Below are 24791 nucleotides of genomic sequence, written 5' to 3'. Positions count from 1 at the left end.
TTCTTTCCCGCTTTTTTTCCCAGATTCGGACCCCCACCCTTTGCTCGTGCAGTTCCGCCCTCAGTTTCTTTCCTCCCTTCCCCCCCCCCCCCCCCCCCCCCCCCCCGCGTCGCGGGCTTCGTCCGCCAGGAGCCGGTGACCGAACTCGGGATCGTCGGTATGAGCGTCGAACAGTGCGTTCGCGCGATACGCCTCAACGACTTCCGCCGTGGTGACTGGGGCGGCCGGCCACCGGTAGTAGGGCTGGCGGGAGAGCTTCAACACCCGGCACGTCACGGTCACGGGGATCCCCGAGTCGGCGAACTCTCTCACGAGCGGGTAGAACCATTTCCCGGCAGATTCGCCTGCGACAAATACGCTGCTGCCCGGCGCAGGACTTCATTCTCCTGCTCAAGCAGCCGGACCCGTTTCCGCAATCCGCGGTTCTCCGCCGTCTCGCTGCGAAACGGACCAGCCGTCATGCCGTCACCGGTCCCGGCGCTCCGCATCCATTTCGTCAGCGTCATCGGGTGAACACCGAAGTCCTTCGCGACCGGCTCGATCGTCACTCCGGACTCACGATTCCTCGCCACGCGCGCCAGGTCGTCGCGGAATTCATCTGGGTAAGGCTTCGGCACAGCAACATCCTTCCAGGCCCGCCTTCCGACAAGCCAGATCAGATATCACCTATCCGTGCAGCAGACCCTTGCGCCTCCGGAGCATCATCCCTTCCTCCAGCCCGGGTCGACACCCTTAGAGCGGAGAGAACGCGACGCGGCAAAGGGTCGGTGCGTAGATGATGCCGTTGCCGATCAGGGACGCGCGGATCATCGTCATGGAGCTCGGTCTTCGGCCGCTGCGCTCGGCCGGCGCTGCTGAAGGTGAACTTGAGGGTAACCAGACGTGGTCTGGAGTTTCGATACGGGGTGCAGGCCGCACACTGGGTGGAGGCAACAGAAGATCCTGGACGTGTCCGCGTTCTTTCGTTGAGTACATCGAGGCGCTTGCGCGGACATGGGGTTCATCGTCCGTGTCAAGCAGCCGGCCCGGACGAAACTCACTCCCCCGACCTCCTTGGTCGATTGATCCTTTGAGTCCTGTCATGGTCTGAGGTCGTTCAATACTGGCGATGTGAGTCAGGCGCCGAACCCCATCGACACACCGACCTTGTTCGATCTGGTTCTCACCCATGACAACGTCCAGGACTTCCTCGATCAGCTCGCTGTCCTCTCCACACGCATCATGTCCCCCGCACTCGTTGAATGCAGCATCACCTACCGGGACGCGAGAAGAACAACCACCCTGGCCAGTAGCAGTCCCGACGTCGACATCATGGACGATCGTGAATACGACAGCGGGGCCGGCCCGTGCCTGTCCTCCATGGAGACTGGCACCATCATCATCACCATCGTCGACATCGCCACGACCGAGACCGTGACTCCGGCAGCGCGTGCATCAACTTCTACGCCGCAGACCCCTTCGTCTCCACTCCACAACGACGAGCCGTCGCCCGTAGCTTCGCGACCACTACAGCAACATCACTCACCCTCGCCCTACGCCTGAGCTCAAGCGTCGCCATCAACGACGACCTGTACCTGGCCGTCGATGCCCGCTCCCCGATCAACGTGGCCAAGGACCTGCGGGGTGTACCCAAACGCAACATGGCTCGAGTAGCGAAACTCGTCTCACCCCGGAACGGACATGCCGCTCAGGGTGCCTATGTGCTCGTCTTCACAGTCCAGCGTGAGCGTTCCTTCCGCGGCCTGACGCGGCAAGAAGGTACCCATATCGGTTCTCGCGGTAGCCCGCACGAATCCTTGAATTTGCCTACGCGGGCGCATGCCGACGGTAGAGCAACCAGTGCAGTGCTCATTGAGCAGGGTAGGCTGCCATTCCTGAAAGCACGGGCGCCGACCTTGCTCATCACGCGTGCCGTGCCGCCTGTGGGTAATACCCGCAGGGCCTCCTCCGCCGGACGAAATGCTCAGCGCTGAGTAATTCGACCTGTTCACCGTCCAAGTGACACGAGCCATGCCTGCGTCACACGAAAAGCTGCCTACCAAGCTGCTTATAGGCCATTCAACGGCCCACCTCCGGCGAATTGCGTAGACATCCTTACCTGTCTCGCTTGTCTCACCTGTCAACCGGGGCTAGCTGTTCTTGGCCCCGTCAACATCACCGCAGGCCATCACTCGCACACCTCCCTGGGAGAACAATCATGACCACCGCCAACACGCCCCGCGCGGGCACCCGTACGAACGTCCAGAAAGCAGCCCTCGCCGTGGGAGCCGTGTTCCTTCTCGTCGGGCTGCTCGGCTTCATCCCCGGCATCGCCAGCCAGTACGACCAGCTCGAATTCGCCGGACACGAATCCGGCGCCCTGCTCCTTGGCCTGTTCCAGGTATCCGTCCTGCATAACCTCGTGCACCTGCTCTTCGGGGTAGCCGGGGCAGCCATGGCCCGCACCATCAGCGGCGCCCGCTCCTACCTCCTCTACGGAGGCATCATCTACCTGGTCCTATGGATCTACGGTCTGGTCATTGACCACGAATCGGCCGGCAACGTCGTCCCCGTCAACGATGCAGACAACTGGCTGCACCTGTTCCTGGGCATCGGCATGATTGCGCTGGCACTGCTACTCACACGCAACCACAAGCGCACAACAACACACGTCCAACCAACAGATTGACTAGTTCAACCGATTAGCTGATACCGCCGAAAACAGTGCGGCCCCAAAAACATCTGAGGCCGCACTGCTATTTCCATCAAAAAATCACTTCATCAACTATAGGATCGACTCGCTTCGAGCTCATATCTGAAGCTTGACTACTCTGCCGTCTCGAAGGCGAGGACCAAAACAGCCCCAGATGCGGACCCCAAGGCTGTGGGCGGTCAACAAAGCGATGCGCATTCCAGGGACCGCTCAACTCACGATGGCCAGGGCCTGGTGGAGACTGTCGATGGTGATCGTCATGTTGGCGTCGACGTCCTTGATCTCTCCGTCGATCTGATAGGGCATGGGCTTCAGCGTGGAGAAGCGGTAGTGGGAGTAGCTCGGCTGGTTACCCAGCCCCGTGGTCGAGGCACGCAGCGCCGTGAGGAGGATCCGCCACTTGGCCATATGCGGAAAGGTGATGACTTCGAACTTTCCATCGGCGGGGTGGTCCTCGGCTTCGCTGAGCGTGGCGTACTTCGCCATCTGCGAGATGTTCGCGAAGACGAGGCTGTCGAATGTCCTGTCCTCACCGTCGCTCTGCCGGATCCTGAAGGGCTTGTACTTGCGGAAGCTCCGGGCCACGGAGAACATCTCCGTGATCGCGCCCTTGCTGCCTTTTTCGATGTCGATGGCCATGATCGGCGTCAGCCCGAACCCGATGTAGGAATGCGCGTAGATCGGCTCGGTCTGTGCTGCGGAGCGCCCGCCCTGAAGGCTCAGACGCATCACGTCGATGCGCCGCACGTGACCGTCAACAATTGCTTCCGCCAGGGGTCTGCGCCCGGTGACGCGACTGTGGTCGTTCGCGTTACCCGCCGCCAGGACAGCGGACACGGCGTCGTCCCTGCCGCTGGCCATGACGCCGTTGATGACCTCGTTGTACCCGCCGTCACCGCTCACCGACACGACCAGCGCGTTGCCGGCCGACGCGGCTTCCTGCGCGAGTTCCACCGCGTGCCCCGCCCGTTCGGTCGGTGTCAGCTTGACGTCGGTTCCCGGCACGAGGGTGACCAATTGCTCCTGCAGCTCTTTCGCGAGCTTCGGGGCGTTCCCTGTGCTGTTCGGGTTGAAGATGATCGTGATCGCGTCGAACCTGCGCGGCTCCTGGGTGGTGTCGTTCATGATGCCTTCTTCTGTGAGAGATTTCTTCATCGATTCGGGCTATCGGCGATCGAGGAAGCCGGTGACAGCGGAGGCCACGGCAGCGGCGGCGCTGTGATGTGCCGCGTGGGGTGCTCCCTCGATAGTGCCGGATTCGCCGTGTTGAGCGGTGCGGGCAAGTTTGTCCGACCAGGCGGCGCCGGCGACGACGTCGCGTGAACCCCGCAGAACGAGCACGGGTTGTGCCGCCAGGGGTAGTCGCTCCTCGAGCGGATACCTCAGAGCGAGCTTCAGTTGAGCGGCATACCACCGCGGTCCGCACCGCACAACGTCCAGGAATTGAACCATGCTCAACAGTGGTTTCTCGAAGATCGAGTTGAACGCCAACCGGAGAGCCTGCTGACGCACTGTCCGGTGATCGACGTCGACAGCAGCACCGATCAGAACCAGGTGAGAAACAAGGTCCGGGCGTTCGATGGCCAGCTCCGTCGCGCTTTGCACGCCCATCGAATGACCGATCACCACACAGGACGAAGCTCGGGCGTCATCAAGGACCTTCCCGATCAAGTCGGCCGTCGCTTCGTTGGTCGACGCGTGGTCGGGTCTTCCCGTCCACCCGTACCCCGGAAGGTCGATCAGGTGTACGTCACCGTATGCGGCGAGGACCGATCCGAGACGCCGGAAATATCGGTGGGACATGCCGATCCCATGGATGAGGACGAACACCGGTACGGGCGCCTCAGTGCTCGCGTGGATGGTGGCGGCACGGCCACCATCGTTCACGCGTGCCGCTCGTGTCGTGCGATCGGTTGACCCGACAAGACGATCGCGGTCGGGGCTGAGGGGCATGATGTGCGACCTGCATTGCCGGTCCCCTACCGTGATGCTCCGCATCTCGAGCACCTTCGGGCGTGGTGCAAGACGGGTGACGTTTCCCGTCTGCGGCATGGTCGGTCGTGCCTCGTGCTCGGTCCGCTCACCTGCCTGAGTGTTTGGGTGCCGCGACAAGTCGGAGAGGACTGCGGCGGCGACCGTGGAAGCGCCTCCGCGATGGGCCGCGTGTGGCTGCCCTGGTATTTCCACGAGCTGTCCTTCGTGGGCGTTGCAGCTGAGTTTCTCGCACCAGTCGTGCCCGGAGATGATGTCGCGGGTACCGCGAAGGACGAGCACCGGGCGACTCACCAACGGCAGACGCTCATCAAGGCGGTAGCTGAGCATGACCGGCAGTTCCTGCAGGTACCAGCGGATCCCGCACTCGATGTATCCGAGACTGACCATCGCGTTCGTGACGGGCCTCTCGATCAGGGAGTCCACTGCGAGCATCAGCGTGTGTTTGGTCGCCGAGCGATGGACGACGTCGGTCACGGGCCCGATCAATGTCAGGTGGGACACGAGATCGGGTCTGCTGATCGCGAGTTCGGTCACGAACTGCGCGCCCATCGAGTGCCCGATCACCACAGCACCGCTCACCCCTTGTCCGTCGAGGACCCGGGCGATCACGTCCGCGTACTCCGGGACACTCATCTGGTGGCCAGGGCGTGCGGTGCCACCGAATCCGGGCAGATCGAGGATCAGGGTGTCGCCGTGCTCGATGAGGACGGCCTGCAGTGCGTCGAAGTAGCGGTGGGACATTCCGATCCCGTGTACAAGCACGAACACTGGCCGGGCAAACCCATGGTCCGGTGCTCGGCGGGTCAGATGCACGCGGCAGGAAAGGCGCGCACGCGCGTCCTCAACCTCGATCTCGATCGTGGTTGTTCTCGCCGCGGTCTCCGAACTTGGTACTGATTCGGAGTTCTGTGTCGTCTTCATGGCCTCTTACTGTCTGTGGTCGCCAGCTCGAGATGCCGGCTGATGGTGCCGGCTTAGGGTGCCGGATGGGGCTGGGCCGGTTTCAGGTGCGGCGGTAGCGGTTGACCATGGGGCAGTCGAAGGGGTCACGCGCCGCGAGGCCCACGCGGTTCAGGTAGGAGACCACGGCGCCGTAGGACGCCGCGACGCCGACCTCGGTGTAGGGCACGCGCAGGCGCTCGCAGTGCTCCTTCACGATCACGGCCGCGCGGCGCAGGTGCGGGCGGGGCATGTCGGGGAAGAGGTGGTGCTCGATCTGGAAGTTCAGTCCGCCGAAGGCGTTGTTCACGAAGGAGCCACCGCGGATGTTGCGCGAGGTGAGGACCTGCTTCTGGAAGAAGTCGAGTGTACTGTCCTTGGGCACAACGGGCATGCCCTTGTGGTTCGGGGCGAAGCTGGCGCCCATGTACACGCCGAACACGGCGAGCTGCACACCGAGGAACGCGAACGCCATGCCGACGGGCAGGAACCAGAACAGGATGCCGAGGTACGCGCCGAAGCGGGCGCCGAGGAGCGCGAGTTCCACCCAGCGGCCCTTGATGGTGCGGCGGGCGAAGAGGGTGCTGATGGAGCGGGCGTGGAGGTTGATGCCTTCCATGGTGAGCAGCGGGAAGAACAGGTAGCCCTGGCGGCGGGTGATCCAGGCGTGGAAGCCCTTGGCCTTCGCGGCGTCCTCCTCGAGGAAGGAGATGGTGTCCACCTCGATGTCCGGGTCCTTGCCCACGGTGTTCGGGTCGTTGTGGTGGCGGGTGTGCTTGTCCATCCACCACGCGTAGCTGATGCCCACGACGCCGGCGGCGAGGATGCGCCCGGACCAGTCGTTCGCGCCGCGTGTCGTGAAGATCTGGCGGTGCGAGGCCTCGTGCGCGAGGAAGGCGACCTGCGTGAGGACCACGCCGAGCCCGGCGGCGATGAGCAGCTGGAACCAGGTGTCACCGAGGAGGGCGAAGCCCGTCCATGCGGCGCCCATCGCGAGCGTGAGGAGGGCGAACACCGAGACGTAGAACCGGCGTCGGCGGGTGAGGAGGCCTTCCTTGCGCACCTGCTTCAGCAGCACGGAGTAGGAGGCGACGACGTCGTTCGGCCGCGAGATGCGGACGGTGCGGGGGGTCGATGACGCTGCCTCCACCGGGACAACAGCAGCACCAGCACCAGCACCAGCAGCAGCAGGGCCGGACGCGACCGAAGGGACTGCAGCAGAGAGGGTCGAGGTAGTGAGATCGTTCATGAGTGTCCCTTGGCGGTCGGTAGGAAATGCTGATCTGAAGAGTTCCAGCCGGGCTGCGTCTGCTGGATTTGCTGGGTACAGGTCATCCCCGTACCGAAGCCAGCGGCTCCGGTACAGGGATGTGAGGTGCTGTTAGACGTTGTAGTACTCGCGGCTACCGGATTTCGCCAGGCCTCGAGCCACCATGTAACCGATGGTGAGGAAGGTGATCAGTTCCATGCCCTGGTGGGCGTTGAACATGTCGATTCCGTCCTCGCCGTCGCCGTCCCCGACAACCAGCGCGGTAACGACGGTGGCGATGACCATGGCGACGTAGGCGAAGAACTCGGTGGTTTTCGTCGATGCCTTCGTCTCGGTGGAGCGTCGGGTCTCAACCCGGTTGCCGGCACTTGCGTGATCGCTGTGGTCGTTGTGGTCAGTGTGGGCGTTGTTGTGCGTGGTGCTGTTAGCCAAGGGTTTTCTCCTGAAAGATGTGGGGCCGAGAGTCGGCGGGTGAAGGCCCGTTCCGAGCTACTTCATACCTGTGAGCGGGAAGGTCGCGGTGTGCTCCACGATCGCTCTACGCTGTAGACTCTACGGTGTAGAGGCAGCGATGGCAAGCAGGCTTACCAACGCCCGACCGAGAGTGGTGTCCAGGATCGTCAGAGACCGGAACGATCGACCCGATGACGCCCCATCACACAAGGCGGCGAGCCAAGCAGCGAACACGACACGACGAGGCAGTGAGCGGCGATCGCTCAGTCGTGACGCGGTCCTACAAGCCGCTCTGGACCTCGTGGACGAGAACGGGCTCGACGCACTGTCGATGCGACGCCTGGGTGCCAGACTCGGACGGGATCCCATGGCTCTCTACCGGTACGCAGCCAACCGGGACGCCCTTCTGGACGGGCTGACCGAACTACTGCTGGATCGATGGACGATTCCCGCACCCGATACGAAGACCAACACCTGGCAGGACCAACTCCGTCTGGCGGCACACGAATTCCGTAAGCTGACCCTGCAGCATCCCAACCTCGTACCGCTGCTGGTCACGCGCCCCCTGTCGACCCCCCTTGGACTGCGCCCCCTCGGGGCCCTGCGACCGCTCGAAGGCATTCTCACCATCCTTCGTGCGGCAGGTTTCGATCCTGCTGGAGCCCTTCATGCTTACCGCGCCTACTACGGATACCTCTTAGGGCACGTCCTCAACGAACTTGAAGAGGTCGTGGTCAACCCGGACGAGGACGAGACCGGGCTACGGATGGGATTACATCGACTCCCCAAAAAGGACTTCCCGCACCTGCGCGATCTGGCAGCGCTCCTGCTCAGCTACGACGGCAAAGCCGAGCTCGACCAGGGCATCACGATCCTGCTCGAAGGCCTCGACGCACAGCTACGCCCTCCCCCGCCTACCAACTGACCCGTTCGAATCAGTCCCGGGTACACGGGACGCGGGTAGTGGTGCACGAGGTACTCCGTGACGAACACCTCGAGGTTTGGGAAGTACGTCGACGGCTCAGCGCTTGCAGCCTCCGGCTCGCGTGGCTCATCGGTGTCGGGTTCGTCGGCGGATGGTGCCTGGATGAGCTGGTCGAACTCATTGCCAGCATCAAAGGGTGACTGCACGTCGACCGGCTACTCCTTCACCATGCTCGACCAGCGGTTCCCGCCGCCGGTCGTCGCCACCGGCTGTGCCACTGACTCCCTGACCGGTTCGACGACCGGTTCAGATCCCGGACGCAGCACCGGTGCCGGGGCTGGCGGGTTCAAGCGCGCGGCCTCGAACGCGGCGATCTTCGCCGCGTACGGGCGGTCACCGATCGCGGCTGTGCGGAGCAGGACCGCGCGCGAGCCGGAGCCGAGCATGATCGCCCGACCCTTGGGCATAGCCGCGAGATCCGCGACGGAGAGAATGTCGTCGGTGGAGTCCTGCGGCTCGTGGACCGGGAGTCCTTCCGCCTCGAGGTCGACACCGAGGTGTACCGGTACTGACCGATCAGCTCGGAGAGCATCTTCAGGAAGCCCTCCTCCTTCACGTTGCCGCCGTAGGTGAAGACGTTGGCCGTGGAGAACAGTTTCTTCATACCGGACTCGCCCCAGACGTCGACGCCCTGGGACCAGGATTGTAGGAATGTAGAAACCACGATGCCGCGGGAACCGTAGTGGCTGTACAGGTTCGGGAGGTTCCCCCCCACCGGCACACGTTCGCGGCTCCATCGAGGACGCACAGCATCGGCACGGCGAGTCTGCCGCCGGGCTGGGTGGCGGCGTACTCCTCGGCCGCGGTGGCCGTGGCCACCGTCAGCGACGTCACCAAGGGACCGGCAGTGCCGGCGCCCTCCTTGGACAGCGCGTACAGGGTGTTCTGACCCTTGATGAAGTCCTCGGGTGTGAACTGCGGTCGAGGATCATCGGGGCCGCTGGGGTTCACCCATGCGGCGATCTTCTCGTTCTTCAGGCAGGTAGCCATCTGCCGGGCGGTGCCGTAGACGCCCTCGCGCTGCTTATCCGGCAGTGCCATGGTGCTGCCGATCGAATCGGCTTCCTCCAACCAGCCGGCCCCGAGCAACAGGACGGACGCATCCGTTTCCTCGGCGTGCGAGAGCCACGAATGAACCTGGCTGATGGACCGCCCGCTGACAGCTGCAGCGAGGAGGTAGCCAGCCAGGAGGTCCTTGCCGGCGTTGCCGACGTGTGAATCAGCCTTGGGCCGGCGGAGGGGACGGCGGCTCAGGAACCGCCGTCGGCCTCTGAGCCGCGTCCGGCGACGATGAGGTCGACGACGGCCAGCAGCTCGTCGATGTCCCCCGGCGTGGTGCGGCCCGAGCCGGCGGAGGCGAAGAACGCGGCGTCGTAGTAGAGGCCGTCACCGAGCAGCTTCACGGCCCGCGCGGTGGTGCGGTCCCCGAGTTGCTGTTCGAGGGCGTCGAGCCAGCGCTCCTGGATGTCCGAGAGGGAGGCCTTCGCTATCGGGTGCCCCTGCTGGGCCAGCCGCGCCATGGAGACGAGTGCGCGGTCCAGCGGGCTGTCCTCGAACACGGACGTCCTGACGTAGTACCGGGCCGCGCCGTCGGCGGCGGCGGTCATGCCCGCGCGGTCCTTCTCGGCGAGCGCGTCCAGGCGGACGGCCAGCCCCTCGACGAGGGCCTCCTTGGACGGGAAGTGGTACAGCAGACCACCCTTGGAGACGTCGGCGGCGGCGGCCACGGTCTCCATGGTCGCGGCCCGTTCGCCGTCGCGGATCAGGGCGGTTTCGAAGCTGTCGAGGATGCGCTCGCGGGAACTGGACACCCCGTGATGATACCGGTCACGTTTGTTGTACTGTACCGGCTGGACGGTATAGCTTAGAAGCATGACAACAACACCTTCGCCTTCTGCACGCGTGTCCGAGGTGACCTCGCGTGCCGCCCACACCCCCCTCCCCGTCCGGGCCGGCCGCCGCGAGTGGTTCGCCCTCGCCGTGCTGATGCTCCCGGTGCTGCTGGTCTCGGTGGACAACACCGTCCTGAGCTTCGCCCTGCCGGAGATCTCGCGACACTTCGCGACGACGGGCACCACCCTGCTCTGGATCGTCGACGTCTACCCCCTCGTCCTCGCCGGCCTGCTCGTCGCGATGGGCAGCTTCGGTGACCGCTTCGGCCGCCGACGCCTGCTCATGATCGGCGCGGCCGGGTTCGCCGTCTTCTCCGTGATCGCCGCGTTCGCGCCGACCGCCGCCTTCCTCGTCGCCGCCCGCGTAGGGCTCGGCGTCTTCGGCGCCATGCTCATGCCCTCCACGCTCTCCCTGATCCGCAACATCTTCACGGACCGCAACCAGCGCCGCGTGGCCATCGCCGTGTGGGCCGCCGGCTTCTCCGCCGGCGCCGCCCTCGGCCCGCTGCTCGGCGGCCTCCTCCTCGAGCGCTTCTGGTGGGGCTCGGTGTTCCTCCTCGCCGTGCCGGTCCTCGTGCTCATGCTGGTCCTCACGCCCGCCGTCGTCCCCGAATCACGTGACGGCGATCCGGGGCCCGTGGACATCGCGAGCATCGTGCTGTCCATCTCGACCATGCTCCCCGTGGTGTACGCCATCAAGAACCTCGCCAAGGGCGGGCCCCTGCTCATCACGGTGACCGCCGCCGTGATCGGGATCGCCGCCGGGATCGCCTTCGTGGCACGCCAGCTCCAGCGCCGCCGCCCCATGCTCGACGTCCGGCTGTTCACCGTGCGGGCCTTCACCGGCGCCGTGCTGGTCAACCTGCTGGCCATCTTCTCCCTGGTCGGGTTCTTGTTCTTCGTGTCGCAGCACCTGCAGCTCGTGCTCGGGTACTCGCCGCTCGATGCCGGGCTCGTCCTCCTGCCGGGGCTCCTCATGACCATCGCGGCGGGTCTCGCCGTCGTGCCCCTGGCCCGCCGCGTGCCGGCGCACGTCGTCGTCCCGGTCTCGCTCCTGTTCTCCGCCCTTGCCTACGCGATGATCGCGCTGCTCGGTGACGGCGGGAGCGCGCACGTGCTCATGACGGCGTTCGTGATCCTCGGGATCGGCGTGGGTGCCTCGGAGACCGTGTCCAACGACCTCATCCTCTCCACCGTCCCGGCCGCGAAGGCCGGCGCCGCATCCGCCGTGTCCGAGACCGCCTACGAGGTGGGCTCGGTGCTGGGGACGGCGGTGCTCGGGAGCATCCTCCTGTCGTCCTACCAGCGCCACCTGGTGCTCCCTGCAGGGCTCACCCCGGGGCAGTCCGATGCCGCGGGCGAGACCCTCGGTGGCGCGGTGGAGGTCGCCGGACAGCTCGACGGCGGTGCCGCTGCGCTCCTGCGCGAGTCGGCGTTCCACGCCTTCGACGGCGGGGTCACCCTCACCGCCGGGATCGCGGCGCTCCTCATGGTCGGCGCGGCCGTCCTCGCGGCCTGGAGCCTCCGCAGCCCGGCGGCGGCGCGCTGACCCGACGCCGGCCCCGCGTGACACCGCGCGGCTCGGGCTGACTGCGCCCACCGATCGGCACCGCGCATAGCCCGGCCCGGCGGTGGGCGCGCCCGTCGGTGACGTTGAGTAGGCTGATCAAGGCGCTTCTGGGGTGCCGCCGCCCGCGCCGCCCGCGGAACGGACTCGATGGCCGGGTACAGGAAGAGGACCAAGGATGCCGTTCCGGAGCAAGCGCACGCTCGAAGCCTGGCTGGAGGAGTTCAGGACCACCCGCGAGGGAGGATCCATGATCCGGGTGCTCCTGCAGGACGGCGCCGACGGCGGCGACACAGGACTCGTCGTGGTGCCGCTGCGCAACGATTCTCTCGAGCTCTACCTGCAGCCCCTCGACCCCGAGCAGTCGACCTGGGGAATCACACTGGAGCCACGGAACCTCGCGGCCCAACTCAGCGCCCCGGAGCTGCACGCCCTGGCCGCGGAGCTGCTGGTCGCCGCGTCCCTGTGCCAGTTCCTCGAGGAAAAGTCCGTGGGCCACGAGGAGCCCCGCGAGGACAACCCCGCGTTCGAGTAGCTCAGGCGGGGCCCGAGCCGACGTCCGAGTACCTCAGGCGGGGCCGGAGCCGAACCAGACGCGGACCGTCAGCCCGCCACCGGGCGTCCTGTCCAGAGCGAGTTTGCCCCCGTGCACCTGGGCGATCCTCACGCAGGTGGCCAGCCCGATGCCGGTCCCCGCGGGGTCGCCGTCCCGTTCGAGCCGCACCAGCGGCTCGAGCACGCGGTCGTAGTCCTCCGGCTCGATCCCCTTGCCGTTGTCGGCGACATCCAGGCGCCACACCTCGGGAGTGCCCGTGCCTGAGACGTGGACCTCGGGAGTCGACGTGGGGCGGACGTAGGACGCGGCGTTCGCCAGGAGGTTCTGCACGAGGACCCGGAGTTGCGCAGGGTCCGCCCGGCCCCGGAAATCGTCCCAGGTGATCTGCACGCCGTCCAGGTGGTGGCCGAGATCCGCCGCTGCCGCCTGCACCACGTCGGCGAGGGACACCGCCTCGAGGTTCGCCGTCCCGCCGATCTTCGAGTACCCCAGCAGGTTGTCCACCATCGAGGACATCCGGAGGGCGCTCGCCCCGATCCGGCGGAAATAGGTACCGGCCGGCCCGTCCTGGAGGTGCGGTTCCTCCTCGGCGAGCTCGACGAGGCCCACCACGCTGGTGATGGGGCCGCGCAGGTCATGGCTGATGCGCCCCGCGAACTCGCCGAGCAGCTCGTTGCTGCGCTGCAGCTCCTGCACCGTCGCGTCGAGCTGACGGGTGCGCAGCTGCAGGTCCAGGACGTCGATCACCTGCGTGGCCAGCGTCTCGAGCCCGGCGGCCTGCTTCTCCGTGAGATCCCCCGGCACCTCGTCGAAGATGCAGAGCGTGCCGAGCGGCACACCCTCCTTGGTCAGCAGGGGTGTGGTGGCGTAGAACCGCACGGCACCGAAACGTCCGTCCACGAAGGGATTGGTGGCGAAGCGCGGGTCCGCGGAGCAGTCCGCCGAGACGACCGTGTGTCCGTACTTCAGCACCTGTCCGCACAGGGAGTCCTCCCGCGCGCACATCAGTGGCTCGAGGCCCTGTGTCGCGATCTGATGGAACTCGTCCTCGGTGATGACGTTGATGGCACCGTAGCTGGCGTTGCAGAGCTGGATAGCGAGGTTCACGAGGTTCTGGAGGGACGCCGGAGCCTGCGACTCGGCGGCCTGCTGCGGTGCAGATCCTGCGGGCGCCACCGCACCGAGTGCCACCTGGAGGCCGTACCTCGAGATCAGATCGGCGTGGGCGGGCACGTGCGGCGACCGCTGAACCGAGGCTTGATCGGTCATTCCCGCGCCTCCACCCTGTCGCCGTGTGTTGTGATCTGGGTCCAGACTAGCGGCCCGCTCCCCCAGCCCGTCCGGCGGGCGTGCGGCGGACGCATGAAGGCGGAGGACCGCCCGGCCGGGATCGGGGACAATGGGGAGGTGACTGTCCTGACCGATCCCCCCGTCCTCGACGCCGATGCCGTCCGCCGTGAGGCCGGTCGGCGCCGCACCTTCGCCGTCATCTCCCACCCGGACGCCGGCAAGTCGACGCTCACCGAGGCCCTCGCCCTGCTGTCCCGCGCCATCCAGGACGCCGGCGTCACCCACGGCAAGTCCAGCCGGCACGCCACGGTGTCCGACTGGATGGGCATCGAACAGGAGCGCGGCATCTCGATCAGCTCCGCCGCCCTGCAGCTGACCTATCGCGACACCATCCTCAATGTCGTCGACACCCCCGGCCACGCGGACTTCTCGGAGGACACCTACCGGGTGCTCGCCGCCGTGGACTCCGCCGTCATGCTCATCGACGCAGCCAAGGGCTTCGAACCGCAGACCGTGAAGCTCCTCGCGGTGTGCAAGGCACGGAACATCCCCATCATCACCGTCATCAACAAGTGGGACCGGCCGGGTCTGGACGCGCTCGGGCTCATCGACGACATCGGCGAGCGCACCGGCATGACGCCCGTACCCCTCACGTGGCCCGTCGGCATCGCCGGGCACTTCCAGGGCCTGATCGACCTGCAGGCGGGCCGTACCCTCGCGCTCGAGGCGGTTCAGGCCGGGGCGCAGGCGGCCGAGGAGACGGACGTTGACATCGACGCCCTCGACCCGCGCGACGCCGGCGCCTGGCTCGACGCCCGCGAGGAGTCCGGGCTCGTGGAGTCCTCGAACGGCTCCTTCGACCGCGAGGAGTTCGAGGCGGCACGCCAGACGCCGGTCCTCTTCGCCGCCGCGGCGAAGAACTTCGGCGTCTCGCAGCTGCTCGACATCCTCGTGGACGTGGCGCCCTCACCCTCGCCCCGCCCGTCGAAGGAGGACGAGCCACGCCCCATCGACGCCCCGCTGTCCGGTTTCGTGTTCAAGGTGCAGGCCGGACAGGACAGCGCGCACCGCGACCACATCGCATACCTGCGCATCTGCTCGGGGACGTTCGAGCGCGGCATGGTCATCACGAACCAGCGCACCGGCAAGCCCTTCGCCACCAAGTACGCGCATCGCGTGCTCGGCCGCAGCCGCGAAGTGGTGGACACCGCGTGGCCGGGCGACGTCGTTGGGCTCGTGAACGCCACCAGCCTCCGCGTGGGTGACAGCCTCTTCTCCGAGCGGCCCGTGCAGTTCCCGGACATCCCGCGCTTCTCGCCGGAGCTGTTCGCCGTCGCCCGCGCCAAGGACCCGGGGCGCTACAAGCAGTTCCGCCGGGGCATCGAGCAGCTCGAGCACGAGGGCGTGGTCCAGGTGCTGCGCTCCAACCTGCGCGGTGACCAGGCACCCGTGCTGGCCGCCGTCGGGGCCCTTCAATTCGAGGTCGCCGCCGAGCGGCTCGGCACCGAGTTCAACGCCCCGACGTCCCTCGACAACCTCTCCTACTCCCTGGCCATGAGCGTGGCACCCGGCAGTGAGGGCGTCCCGGAGACGTTCCGCGGCGGGGAGATCCTGTACCGGTCCGACGGCGAGATCGTCGCGGTCTTCGGGGACAAGTGGAAGGTGGGGCACTTCCGGAAGGACTACCCCGAGGTCGTCCTCGAAGCGATCGGCGCAGCCGTCGACCTCTGACCGATGGGATCGGGCCCTGTGCGAGCGGCAGTCAGTAGCTCCCGGACGCCCCGCCGCCGCTGAAACCTCCGCCGCCGTTCACGAACGAGCCCGAGGATCCCGAGCCGCCCGAGTACGGAGCCGGATTCGCGATGTAGAGCGGCAGCCAGGCGGCCGGGCTGCTGATGTCATCCTTGCCGCGGTGGTAGTAGCGGTACGTCCGGTAGGCCTCGCGCTGTTCGTCGGTGAGTCCGAGCTCGGGATCGGCGTCCTCGACGGCCCTGAGCTCGGCGTCAATCTCCCGGCGCCGCGTCCGGTGGTCGGCCATGATCGAGGCGATCGCGGCTCCGACGACGACGGCAGTCCCGCCGAGCACGAGGGCCAGCAGCGCCCAGTCGAACGGCTCCTCGGCAGGAGCGCCGCCCTCCGCGTACAGGTAGACCTCCTCGACGGCGTCCCCGAGGCCCCGGGCGTACTGTTCGTCGGCGGACGCCGGCTCGAGCAGATCCTCCACGACCTCCTCGGCGTCGTCGTCGCTGAAGGCATCGCGCACGCCGTCCGCGGTCTCGATCCGCAGCTCCCGCTCACCGGTGTCCGCGACGATCAGGACGCCGTTGTCCGCGCCGTCGTCACCCACACGCCATTCCGTCGCGGCGGTCCGGGCGATGTCCTCGATGGAACCAGCCAGGCCGTCGACGGTGAGGACGGCTACGCGCGCGGCGTCCGTGCGGGCGTTGAGGGCGTCGATCCGCGCGTCGAGCTCCTGCTCCTCGGAGTCCGTGAGGACGTCCGCTGCGTCGACGATGCTGCCCTGGTCCGGAGCGTTTGGAACCTCGGGCGCGGCCGCGTCCCCGCATCCGGTGAGCAGGAGCGCGCCACCCGGCGCGACGACGGTCACCACCCTGTGAGCTGCTCGAACCACCGTGGCATCCTCCCCACAACCCTGACGGCCGCTACGGACGGACAGTGTAGGCACTCCGGTACAGGGTGGGACAGGCGGGCGTCAGGACTCGAAGTGCGTGTCCGGTGCCTGCTGACCGAGGGATGCGACCACCGATGCCGCCACGTCCGCCAGCTTCCTGTTCCGGCCGCTGGCGGCTGCCTTGAGGATGGTCATGGCGGTCTCGTGGCTGCAGCGGTTCTGGCCCATGATGATGCCGGCCGCGACGTCGATGATGGTGCGCGACTGCATGGCGGATTCGAGGTTCTCGGCGGTGCTGTTGAGATGCGCCAGGCGCACGGCCATGCGCAGGGCGCGCGATGCCTCGCGAGCGAGGTCCGACGCCACAGCGATGTCCTTCTCGCTGAAGGCGTTCGGCTCGGGCGAGTACAGGTTCAGCCCGGAGGCGGCCATCCCGTCGAGCGGTATGGGAAGACCCACCGCCGATCGCAGACCGTGTTCGGCAATGGCTCGCGTGTACTCACCGAACCGGGTCTCCGTGCGGAAGTCGGACACGGTGTAGACCTGTCCCTCGCGCGCGGCACGCAGACACGGTCCGTCGTCGAACCGGTACTGCACCTCGTCCATGAGTTGCGCACGGTCCGAACTGCTGGCCACGGTGATCTTGGCGCGCGGTCGGAGAAGCGTGATCCCGCAGAGTACTTCTCGGTGTTCGGACCCGAAGGAGTCAGCTGCCAACTTCGCAAGACCGCCCAGGAACTCATTGATGTCGGCGCTCTCGAGGACCATGTCCTGCAGCATGCCCGGGAGGGAGACCTCATCGAGGACGCGATTGTCGACCATGCCACTGCACCTTCCGGAAAGGGCGAAGGCCGCGGGGAGCGGCGTGTGATGCCACGTTACCAAGTGCCGCCCGCCGGGCGGAGACCTTCTTGCAGCCGTGCGCTCACGTTGCCAGCACCCCGGACAGGCGGTGAGCCGGTGTCCGAGGTGCTCCCTCACCTGCTAAGAGGCGAGCCCCGGAGGGGTCACGCCGCCTGAGCAGGCGGCGCCCGGCTCGCGGGTCTGCTCGCCCTGGATGTACTTGTCGAGGAACGTGACGAGGCGCGGGTCGTCCGCGGAGTCGACCTTCAGCTGAAGACCCCAGGCGCTGGCGGCGACGGGCGTGTCGAGATCCGGGTACGGGCTGAGCAGTACGTAGGAGCGCGAGCCCACGATCTCGGTCAGCCGGTCGATCCCCTCCTGCCCGATGTCGGGGTTGTAGGCGATCCACACAGCGCCGTGCTCGAGGGAGTGCACGGAGTTCTCGTTGGGCACGGGTTCGGAATAGACGCCACAATTGGTCCAGATGGGGCTGTGGTCGCCGCCGACCGGAGGGGACTGCTCGTACTCCACCGGGCCCTCGACGTGGTTGAACGTGACGTCCGGGAAGGTCTCCACGCCAGAGATGTCCTGCGAGGCCGCTGCTTCACGGACGCGGTTGTCCTGGATCTGGCCGACGATGACGATGGTCACCGCGATGATGATCGCCAGGACCACGGCGCCGATCCCCCCGAAGATGAGGGCATTGCGCTTCCGTTCGCCCGCTCGCTGCTCCGCCTGGATGGCGGCCAGACGGGCCTGACGGTCCTGGTTCTCCTGCGATCGCTTCTTGTTCAACGCGAGTGCCCTTCGGTACTGGTACGGCTGCGGCGTTCGCCGCGGATCGGTAGCGCCGGGATCAAATGTACCGGCGGGTGGGCCCGGCCCCTGAACCGGCACCCGTGTGCGGGTGCCCGGACCTCAGGGGCCGGGGGGATTACAGATCGGCGAGCATGGTCTGCATGAGGTCGATCTCCGACTGCTGCCCCGACTGGATCTTCGTGGCGAGGGAGCGCACCTGCTCGGTCTCGGCGAGTTCGGCGCCCGCCGCAGCCATGTCGACGCCCGCCTCGTGGTGACTGATCATCAGGTTGAGGTACAGACGCTCGGCGTCCTCACCCTGGGCGGCGCGCAGTTCGTCGAGTTGCGCCTGGGTGGCCATGCCCGGCATCAACCCCTCCGGCGTGAGCATGGACGCGGCGTCGCCCGAGGAGCTTCCGGACATGTCCATGTCCATGCCGCCGTGCTCGCCCGAGGCCTCCGCCATCCACGCCATCTGCGGCTCGGAGGTGCTCTGGGGAAGCCCCCATTCCTCGAGCCAGGCATACATCTGGCCCGCCTGGCCCTGCTGTGTCGTCACGATGTCGTACGCCACGGCCCGGAGGGTCTCGTCGTCGACCTTGTCTCGGACGATCATCGACATCTCGACCGCCTGCGTGTGGTGCACCTGCATGTCGCGGGCGAAACCCGCGTCGGCGCTCGTGGAGTCCGGGTAGGTGGGACCGGCCGAGACGCGGCCCGCCGTGAAGGCGAGGGCGAAGAGCCCGAGCACCATGACCCCGCAGAGGATCAGGAGCACGAGTTTCTGCCACCGGGCGAGCGAGAGGGTCATGAACGTCCTAGGGTCGGGGATCTGCCGCAGAGCCACCGTACGGCACACCGCTGGGCGTTCCCTCAAAGAAGGTGGCCGAGCCGGGAATACCCATAGCGGTTCGACTGCTATACCCCCCGAGGGTATCGTTTCATCCATGCAGGGAGCCACATCATGACCACCGAGAGGGGCACCGACACGATCGTCGACACGATCGTGGAGACCGGTGCCGCACCCCGATCCGCCGAGCCGACCGCGCCCCACGGCTACACCGCGGACAAGGACGCCTACCTCAAGCGCCTGCGACGCATCGAGGGCCAGGTGCGCGGGATCGCCCGGATGGTCGACGAGGACAAGTACTGCATAGACATCCTCACGCAGGTGTCGGCCGTGACCAAGGCGCTGCACGCCGTCTCGATGGGCCTCCTCGAGGAGCACATCGCGCACTGCGTGGTGGGTGCCGCCCAGGAATCACAGGTGTCCGGCTCCACCGACGCCGTCCAGGAGAAGGTCCAGGAAGCCACGGCCGCCATCGGCCGGCTGCTCCGCTGATCCCCCTGCACACACCGACCGAACCGAAATAACCGACCGACCGACCGAATCCAGGAGACACACCATGAGCACCACCACCATCGGCATCACCGGCATGACCTGCGGCCACTGCGTCAGCGCCGTGAAGAGCGAGCTCTCGGAGCTCCCGGGCGTCGAGACCGTCGACGTCGACCTCGTCAACGGCGGCACCTCCACCGCCACCATCTCCTCCTCCGCACCACTGGATGCCGCGTCCCTCGAGGGCGCCGTGGCCGAAGCCGGCTACACCGTGGTGCCCGCCGGAGCCTGACATGACGGCTCTGCAGAACCAGCTCCCGGCACACGGGGCGGACGCCGACGCGGCCGCGCCGCGCGTGGTCGAACTCTCCATCCAGGGCATGACCTGCGCCTCCTGCGTGGGCCGCGTCGAGCGGAAGCTCGGCAAGCTCGACGGCGTCGAGGCGAGCGTGAACCTGCCGCTCGAGACCGCCGTGGTGCGGGTGCCCGCCTCCGTGACGGATCAGGACCTCATCGACACGGTGGTCGCCACCGGGTACGGCGCGCACGTGGTGCGGCCCCAGCACGACGGCGGACACGACGGACATGATGAGCACGGCCACACGCCGTCGCTCCTCGGCGCGCGGCTGACCCTCGCGGCCGTACTCTCCGTGCCGGTGCTGCTGATCTCGATGGTCACCGCGCTGCAGTTCGCGAACTGGGGCTGGGTGGTGCTCGCGCTGTCCCTCCCGGTGGTCACGTGGTCGGCCTGGCCGTTCCACCGCGCCGCCGCGATCAACGCCCGCCACTTCTCCTCCACCATGGACACGCTCGTCTCCATCGGGGTCACCGCGGCGTTCCTCTTCTCGGCGTGGCAGCTCGTGGCGGACCCGACCATGACGCAGCACGCCGGGATGGCGGGCATGGACATGACGGAGCACTCCCTCTACTTCGAGGTGGCCGCCGTCGTGGTCACGTTCCTGCTGCTCGGCCGCTTCCTGGAGGCGCGTGCGAAGCAGCGGGCCGGCAATGCCCTGAAGTCGCTGCTCAGCCTCGGCGCCAAGGAGGCGCACGTGCTCCGCACCGTCGACGGCGAGCGCACCGAGGTGACCCTCCCGGCGAACGCCATGATCCCCGGGGACGAGTTCGTGGTCCGCCCGGGCGAGAAGATCGCCACCGACGGCGTGATCACGGAGGGCTCGAGCGCCGTGGACACCGCCCTGCTGACCGGTGAGAGCATCCCCGTGGAGGTCGGCACCGGCGATACCGTCACCGGCGCCACCATCAACACCTCCGGCAGGCTCGTGGTCCGGGCGACGCGCGTCGGCTCGGACACCGTGCTCGCCCACATGGGGCGTCTGGTCAGCCAGGCGCAAAGCGGCAAGGCGACGATCGCCCGGCTCGCGGACCGCATCAGCGCGGTGTTCGTGCCCGTGGTGCTCGTCATCGCCGTCGTGACCTTCGTGCTGTGGCTCGCCCTCACCGGCGACCTCGATGCCGCGTTCACCGCCTCGGTGACCGTCCTCGTCATCGCCTGCCCCTGTGCCCTCGGGCTCGCGACGCCCACGGCGCTCCTCACCGGCACGGGCCGTGGCGCGCAGCTGGGCATCCTCATCCGCGGACCGCAGGTCCTCGAGGACACCCGCACCGTGGACACGATCGTGCTGGACAAGACGGGCACGGTCACCAGCGGCATCATGGCGGTGGACGACGTCGTCGCCCTCGGCGACGTGCCCGCCGACGATCTGCTGCGCCTCGTCGGTGCGGTGGAGTCGGGCAGTGAGCACCCCATCGCCCAGGCGATCGCCCGGCACGCCGCCGAGGCGGGCCGCCTCCCCGCGGTCGCGGACTTCGCGAGCGCCCCGGGAGGAGGCGTCCGTGGCATCGTGGACGGCGCCGTCGTCATCGCCGGGCGCGGCACCTGGCTGGAGGACAACGGCATCCGGCCCACCCCCGGGCACTCGGCCGCCTTCACCGCGGCCGAGGACGCCGGGACGACGGCGGTGTGGGTCGCCGTGGATGGCGCCGTAGCCGGCTTCGTGACGCTCTCCGACACCGTCAAGGACGGCTCCGCCGCCGCGATCGGCCGGCTGCGGACAGTCGGGCTGAGGCCCGTGCTGCTGACCGGGGACAACCGGGCCGTGGCCCTGCAGGTCGCCGCCGCCGTGGGCATCGCTGCGGAGGACGTGCACGCCGGGGTGACCCCCCAGGGCAAGGTGGACGTGATCCGGGACCTGCAGGCGACGGGTGCCACGGTCGCGATGGCCGGCGACGGCGTGAACGACGCCGCCGCGCTGGCCCAGGCCGATCTCGGTATCGCGATGGGATCCGGCACGGACGTGGCGATCGAGGCGGCCGACCTCACCGTCATGGGCAACAGCCTGGAGCAGGTGGCGCAGGCCATCGAACTCTCCCGGCGGACCCTCGGGACCATCAAGGGCAATCTGTTCTGGGCCTTCTTCTACAACGCGGTGGGCATCCCCGTCGCCGCGTTCGGCCTGCTGAACCCGATGCTCGCGGGAGCGGCGATGGCAGCGAGTTCCGTGCTCGTGGTCGCCAACTCGCTGAGACTGCGGAACTTCGGCAAATAGCGGGTTGACGGGGCCGCCCGTGTCAGGGTCGGTCCATGGGTCAGGACGCACCAGTAGCGAACGGGCAGGACCGAGGGCCCCTCGGTCCTGCCTACTGGCGTCTGTGGACGTCCTCCGGGCTCTCCAACCTGGCCGACGGCGTCTTCAAGATCGCGCTGCCGCTCCTCGCCATCCAGTACACGCAGTCCCCCACGCTGATCGCCGGGCTGTCCATCGCCGCGACCCTGCCGTGGCTCCTGTTCGCGCTGACGGCCGGTGCACTCGCCGACCGCCTGGACCGGCGTCGGCTCATGCTGGCCGCGAACACTGCATGGCCAAAATCTCGCTCGGCCCATCGAGGAGCGAGGTATAACTAAAGTGCGAAATAATGCCAAACTTCTTCGAATGTTGGAGAGTCGGATCGAGCAACTTGACTTATTACAACTACACGCACCGCAGCAAGCGGAGGAATATTTAGAATTGACTCACTGGCTCATCGCCAGAAGTCGTAGCGTTGTTGGTTCTCAGTTGGCCAACGACACGGAGGAATTTATAAGACAACACTTTGAAGTAGATCTATCTCCCTCCATGAGACTACTTCTTCGGCGAGAACTACTGGAAGGCGAGCTGGGGCGTGCTCTTCAGTCCATAGCAATCGGGCAGACCAACGTCGAGATTCCCCGGCCGAAATGGATAGCCGATAACATAGGTTATGTCAACTCATGTTGACGAGAACCCCTACTCGTTGCCGTTCGAACTGATCTGGTCAAATGCTGCGGTGAGTCGTCGGCGGCCGGCAGAGCGCGTCACTCAGATGGTCGTCGTGCTGATCATCCTCGCCGGCCTTGGACTCGCCGTCCGGATTGGCCGCCGCTAATCTCGGGAACCGGCAGGCACCCGCCCTCGCCTGCCGGCTCCCGTCATCCCCAGCTTTTAGCGCCGAATGCTGGATGCCCTCGAGGCACTGCGCTCAAACGACCTTGGTGTCCTCTCTGCATTCGTCGGATCGCTCCTCAAAGCATCGAGCGCCTGAATCTGCTCCATCACAAGCCCCACTGCGATCTGTCACGGGCTCCACTTGTGCCGACCATCCTGACCCACCGCGCCTAATCGTTCAGTGGTGTCGGTAACCGCACACTCACTTCTGGACAGGGCTACTGACACAGGTCCGGGTGTCACATAACCGAGAGGTTTGAAGATCGACGTGACGTGCAACCTTCTGAGCCGAACGAATGTTTCTGTAACGATCGCATCACGAAAACAGCACACTCATTCTCCCCTATAGCCACAACCGTAGTCACAAGGCGAGACTTTCAACATCACGCCGACAACTGATTGAATTCATGGGGGAACCTTGAAGAAGTTTTGGACAAAACGAACAATAGCACTGTTACTTGGTGCAGTACTTATCTCAAGCACCACACCGGCACTAGCCGATGAGAATGAGGCCCCTGATCCGCTTGCCGTAGTAACTGCCGTCAATCCAGCGCTCCTGGAACAGACGGCCCACTCAAACGTCAACGCAGAGGTGATCGATGAAACCGTGGCGCAGCCACTTCCAGCACTAGTTGAGAACGTAGTCCCATCCGATTCTCGCATCAAAATTAGTTTGCCGGCTTCGGTCGAGGCGATCGAAACGCCAGCAGACATCGGCGTCTTTTCGTCAACAGATGAATCCATGGGTTATATATCTCAGCCCTTGGAGAATGGTCACCGTATGGCCTCGACCTACACGACGCCGCAAGGTCTCGTGGAGAGTGAGTACAAATTTGAGGTTCCCGCGGGGACGTTGGCTGTGGAAGATGATTTAGGTGCTATACGTCTTTTCAATGAGAAGGAGGGCGTACTCGGCATTATCAGTCCTTCATGGGCGTCGACTGCAGACGGGTCGAAAGTAAGGAGCGAGTTGAGTTGGAACGGCGAGACACTTACACAGACGGTAGATACGACGGACGCATCGGAAATGAACGCTATCGCAGCAGCTTGGACTTGGTCCTACCGTTTCGAATATGATTTGGGTTTCATTACTAAAGACAAGCCCTTTAGCGATCTATTTCCTGTAGAAACAATTTACGACATGCTACGGCAGTGCTTCAATTGCAACTTCCCTGTCACCGGCGCGCCCGCTCATTTCCCTATCGTAGGTGAGGTGCTCCCACTGACCGTTTTTGGGCAGGACTTCACCGTACGGATGGCCGATTTCAACATCGACCGATATTTAGGACCGGGAGATCGATGGGACGCATTGCATTTCCGCTACGACTCAATGCCAAGTCACATAGATGGTGAAGGCTCAAGTATTTATTTCGACTTCACTCGCCGAGAAACCGACACCATGATCTTCCGAACCCTCACCACCAATGCGTTCATTGTGAATGAACCAGTCATCGGACGCCCAGCTTATTTGGCAGGTGCATATACGAATTGGCTCGGCTTCCGAGAGAATCTTTGCTTCAACTCAGGTCGGTGCGCTGCCTACGAACCAGTGCCGCCTTTCTAAACCCTGATGTCCGTCAAGTAAAGAAATACGCTACTATAAGGAAGATGAGAAAAGATGTAGAAAGAATCATAAAGATTAGAGCAAGGGCCCTCCTGGTGGACACAGGGGGGCCCTCGGACACGTCTGAAGCAAGCCAGTAGACAGAGGAGATCATCAAGGCAATCAGACTCAAAGCCCCGCCATATATAGCGATTCCGAGTAACTCCATTTTTGTTCCTTACTTAAGCTTGCTTCCGTGTACGAGTGGTCCCGTCTAGGGATCGCTTAGCGGCCATCCTTGTCGGCTGTACCTCGCCTGAGTGTAGATCTGTGTTTGCCGTAGAGCGACACTGCACCGTAGGTGGAAAGGAGCGGAAGGACTAGGGCTACAACCGATTCACCGAACCCACGATCCAGGAGTATCCACGCGTAGAGGGCCCAGAACCCTGAAGCTCCGATGATGCTGAGCCAGAAGCCGGTCCGGAGTTGTCCGTCAGTGGGGGTAGGTGCCC

24 protein-coding genes and 1 pseudogene are annotated in these 24791 nt (G+C 65.8%); 11 read left to right on the top strand and 14 right to left on the bottom strand.

Annotated features, from left to right (window positions below; all coding sequences use genetic code 11):
* Positions 1-308: 308 nt before the first annotated feature.
* Positions 309-617 carry a transposase gene (locus AC4D12_RS11790; protein ID WP_490950104.1) on the bottom strand — a complete coding sequence of 103 codons (309 nt, stop codon included), beginning with the start codon at positions 615-617 and terminating at the stop codon, positions 309-311.
* Between the two features lie 493 nt (positions 618-1110).
* Between AC4D12_RS11790 and AC4D12_RS11785 the strand changes: the two genes are divergently transcribed.
* Positions 1111-1542, top strand: a complete 432-nt coding sequence (locus AC4D12_RS11785; RefSeq protein WP_490950103.1) for a hypothetical protein — start codon at positions 1111-1113, stop codon at positions 1540-1542.
* A gap of 655 nt (positions 1543-2197) precedes the next feature.
* The gene (locus AC4D12_RS11780; protein ID WP_490950102.1) at positions 2198-2668 is read left to right on the top strand and encodes a DUF4383 domain-containing protein; all 471 of its coding nucleotides are present in this window, start codon (positions 2198-2200) and stop codon (positions 2666-2668) included.
* A gap of 234 nt (positions 2669-2902) precedes the next feature.
* Here the strand turns inward: AC4D12_RS11780 and AC4D12_RS11775 are convergent, their stop codons facing one another.
* The 4 genes from AC4D12_RS11775 to AC4D12_RS11760 all read right to left on the bottom strand — a co-directional run bounded on the left by AC4D12_RS11775 (position 2903) and on the right by AC4D12_RS11760 (position 7328).
* On the bottom strand, positions 2903-3817 hold the full coding sequence (locus tag AC4D12_RS11775) for a diacylglycerol/lipid kinase family protein (RefSeq protein ID WP_490950101.1): 915 nt from the start codon (positions 3815-3817) through the stop codon (positions 2903-2905).
* 39 nt (positions 3818-3856) lie between these two features.
* Complete coding sequence (locus AC4D12_RS11770) at positions 3857-5428, bottom strand: alpha/beta fold hydrolase (RefSeq protein ID WP_490950100.1); 1572 nt, start codon at positions 5426-5428, stop codon at positions 3857-3859.
* Positions 5429-5690: 262 nt separating this feature from the next.
* Positions 5691-6875 carry a fatty acid desaturase family protein gene (locus AC4D12_RS11765; protein WP_490950099.1) on the bottom strand — a complete coding sequence of 395 codons (1185 nt, stop codon included), beginning with the start codon at positions 6873-6875 and terminating at the stop codon, positions 5691-5693.
* A 132-nt stretch (positions 6876-7007) separates the two neighbouring features.
* The gene (locus tag AC4D12_RS11760) at positions 7008-7328 is read right to left on the bottom strand and encodes a hypothetical protein (RefSeq protein WP_490950098.1); all 321 of its coding nucleotides are present in this window, start codon (positions 7326-7328) and stop codon (positions 7008-7010) included.
* A gap of 322 nt (positions 7329-7650) precedes the next feature.
* On the opposite strand from AC4D12_RS11760, the gene AC4D12_RS11755 reads away from it, so the two are divergent.
* Positions 7651-8274 carry a TetR/AcrR family transcriptional regulator C-terminal domain-containing protein gene (locus AC4D12_RS11755; protein ID WP_490950097.1) on the top strand — a complete coding sequence of 208 codons (624 nt, stop codon included), beginning with the start codon at positions 7651-7653 and terminating at the stop codon, positions 8272-8274.
* 215 nt (positions 8275-8489) lie between these two features.
* Here AC4D12_RS11755 and AC4D12_RS11750 read toward each other — a convergent pair whose 3' ends face one another.
* The 4 genes and pseudogenes from AC4D12_RS11750 to AC4D12_RS11735 all read right to left on the bottom strand — a co-directional run bounded on the left by AC4D12_RS11750 (position 8490) and on the right by AC4D12_RS11735 (position 10145).
* The gene (locus AC4D12_RS11750) at positions 8490-8741 is read right to left on the bottom strand and encodes a hypothetical protein (protein ID WP_490950139.1); all 252 of its coding nucleotides are present in this window, start codon (positions 8739-8741) and stop codon (positions 8490-8492) included.
* A 59-nt stretch (positions 8742-8800) separates the two neighbouring features.
* Positions 8801-8998, bottom strand: a pseudogene (locus AC4D12_RS11745) (TraM recognition domain-containing protein); the annotation flags it as partial.
* A complete protein-coding gene (locus tag AC4D12_RS11740; RefSeq protein WP_490950138.1) occupies positions 8935-9375 on the bottom strand; it encodes a hypothetical protein in 441 nt (146 codons plus the stop codon). The gene AC4D12_RS11740 and the pseudogene AC4D12_RS11745, both read right to left, overlap by 64 nt.
* 209 nt (positions 9376-9584) lie before the next feature.
* Positions 9585-10145: a TetR/AcrR family transcriptional regulator gene (locus AC4D12_RS11735; protein WP_490950096.1), complete on the bottom strand. Its 561-nt coding sequence runs from the start codon at positions 10143-10145 to the stop codon at positions 9585-9587.
* Positions 10146-10206: 61 nt separating this feature from the next.
* Here AC4D12_RS11735 and AC4D12_RS11730 point away from each other — a divergent pair, with 61 nt between their 5' ends.
* Positions 10207-11775, top strand: a complete 1569-nt coding sequence (locus AC4D12_RS11730; RefSeq protein ID WP_490950095.1) for an MFS transporter — start codon at positions 10207-10209, stop codon at positions 11773-11775.
* Positions 11776-11971: 196 nt separating this feature from the next.
* On the top strand, positions 11972-12328 hold the full coding sequence (locus AC4D12_RS11725) for a hypothetical protein (RefSeq protein ID WP_490950094.1): 357 nt from the start codon (positions 11972-11974) through the stop codon (positions 12326-12328).
* 33 nt (positions 12329-12361) lie between these two features.
* Here the strand turns inward: AC4D12_RS11725 and AC4D12_RS11720 are convergent, their stop codons facing one another.
* Positions 12362-13618 carry a GAF domain-containing sensor histidine kinase gene (locus tag AC4D12_RS11720; RefSeq protein WP_490950093.1) on the bottom strand — a complete coding sequence of 419 codons (1257 nt, stop codon included), beginning with the start codon at positions 13616-13618 and terminating at the stop codon, positions 12362-12364.
* A 138-nt stretch (positions 13619-13756) separates the two neighbouring features.
* On the opposite strand from AC4D12_RS11720, the gene AC4D12_RS11715 reads away from it, so the two are divergent.
* On the top strand, positions 13757-15370 hold the full coding sequence (locus AC4D12_RS11715; RefSeq protein WP_490950092.1) for a peptide chain release factor 3: 1614 nt from the start codon (positions 13757-13759) through the stop codon (positions 15368-15370).
* Positions 15371-15401: 31 nt separating this feature from the next.
* Here AC4D12_RS11715 and AC4D12_RS11710 read toward each other — a convergent pair whose 3' ends face one another.
* The 4 genes from AC4D12_RS11710 to AC4D12_RS11695 all read right to left on the bottom strand — a co-directional run bounded on the left by AC4D12_RS11710 (position 15402) and on the right by AC4D12_RS11695 (position 18723).
* The gene (locus AC4D12_RS11710; protein WP_490950091.1) at positions 15402-16271 is read right to left on the bottom strand and encodes a TPM domain-containing protein; all 870 of its coding nucleotides are present in this window, start codon (positions 16269-16271) and stop codon (positions 15402-15404) included.
* 81 nt (positions 16272-16352) lie between these two features.
* Positions 16353-17093, bottom strand: coding sequence for an ANTAR domain-containing protein (locus AC4D12_RS11705; protein ID WP_490950090.1), 741 nt, complete (start codon positions 17091-17093; stop codon positions 16353-16355).
* Positions 17094-17255: 162 nt separating this feature from the next.
* The gene (locus AC4D12_RS11700) at positions 17256-17909 is read right to left on the bottom strand and encodes a thioredoxin-like domain-containing protein (RefSeq protein WP_490950089.1); all 654 of its coding nucleotides are present in this window, start codon (positions 17907-17909) and stop codon (positions 17256-17258) included.
* 139 nt (positions 17910-18048) lie between these two features.
* Complete coding sequence (locus tag AC4D12_RS11695; protein WP_490950088.1) at positions 18049-18723, bottom strand: DUF305 domain-containing protein; 675 nt, start codon at positions 18721-18723, stop codon at positions 18049-18051.
* 153 nt (positions 18724-18876) lie between these two features.
* On the opposite strand from AC4D12_RS11695, the gene AC4D12_RS11690 reads away from it, so the two are divergent.
* From AC4D12_RS11690 to AC4D12_RS11670, 5 genes are all read left to right on the top strand, one after another.
* Positions 18877-19254, top strand: a complete 378-nt coding sequence (locus AC4D12_RS11690) for a metal-sensitive transcriptional regulator (RefSeq protein WP_490950087.1) — start codon at positions 18877-18879, stop codon at positions 19252-19254.
* A gap of 64 nt (positions 19255-19318) precedes the next feature.
* Positions 19319-19543, top strand: a complete 225-nt coding sequence (locus AC4D12_RS11685) for a heavy-metal-associated domain-containing protein (RefSeq protein ID WP_490950086.1) — start codon at positions 19319-19321, stop codon at positions 19541-19543.
* Between the two features lies 1 nt (position 19544).
* A complete protein-coding gene (locus AC4D12_RS11680; protein WP_490950085.1) occupies positions 19545-21821 on the top strand; it encodes a heavy metal translocating P-type ATPase in 2277 nt (758 codons plus the stop codon).
* A 35-nt stretch (positions 21822-21856) separates the two neighbouring features.
* Positions 21857-22177, top strand: a complete 321-nt coding sequence (locus AC4D12_RS11675; protein ID WP_490950084.1) for an MFS transporter — start codon at positions 21857-21859, stop codon at positions 22175-22177.
* A 977-nt stretch (positions 22178-23154) separates the two neighbouring features.
* Complete coding sequence (locus AC4D12_RS11670) at positions 23155-24300, top strand: hypothetical protein (RefSeq protein ID WP_490950083.1); 1146 nt, start codon at positions 23155-23157, stop codon at positions 24298-24300.
* Positions 24301-24791: the final 491 nt, after the last annotated feature.

The sequence above is a fragment of the Arthrobacter sp. TJ-266 genome (assembly GCF_058269115.1).
Note: the sequence above shows the minus strand (reverse complement) of the source record. Positions and strands in the feature narration are given on the sequence as shown.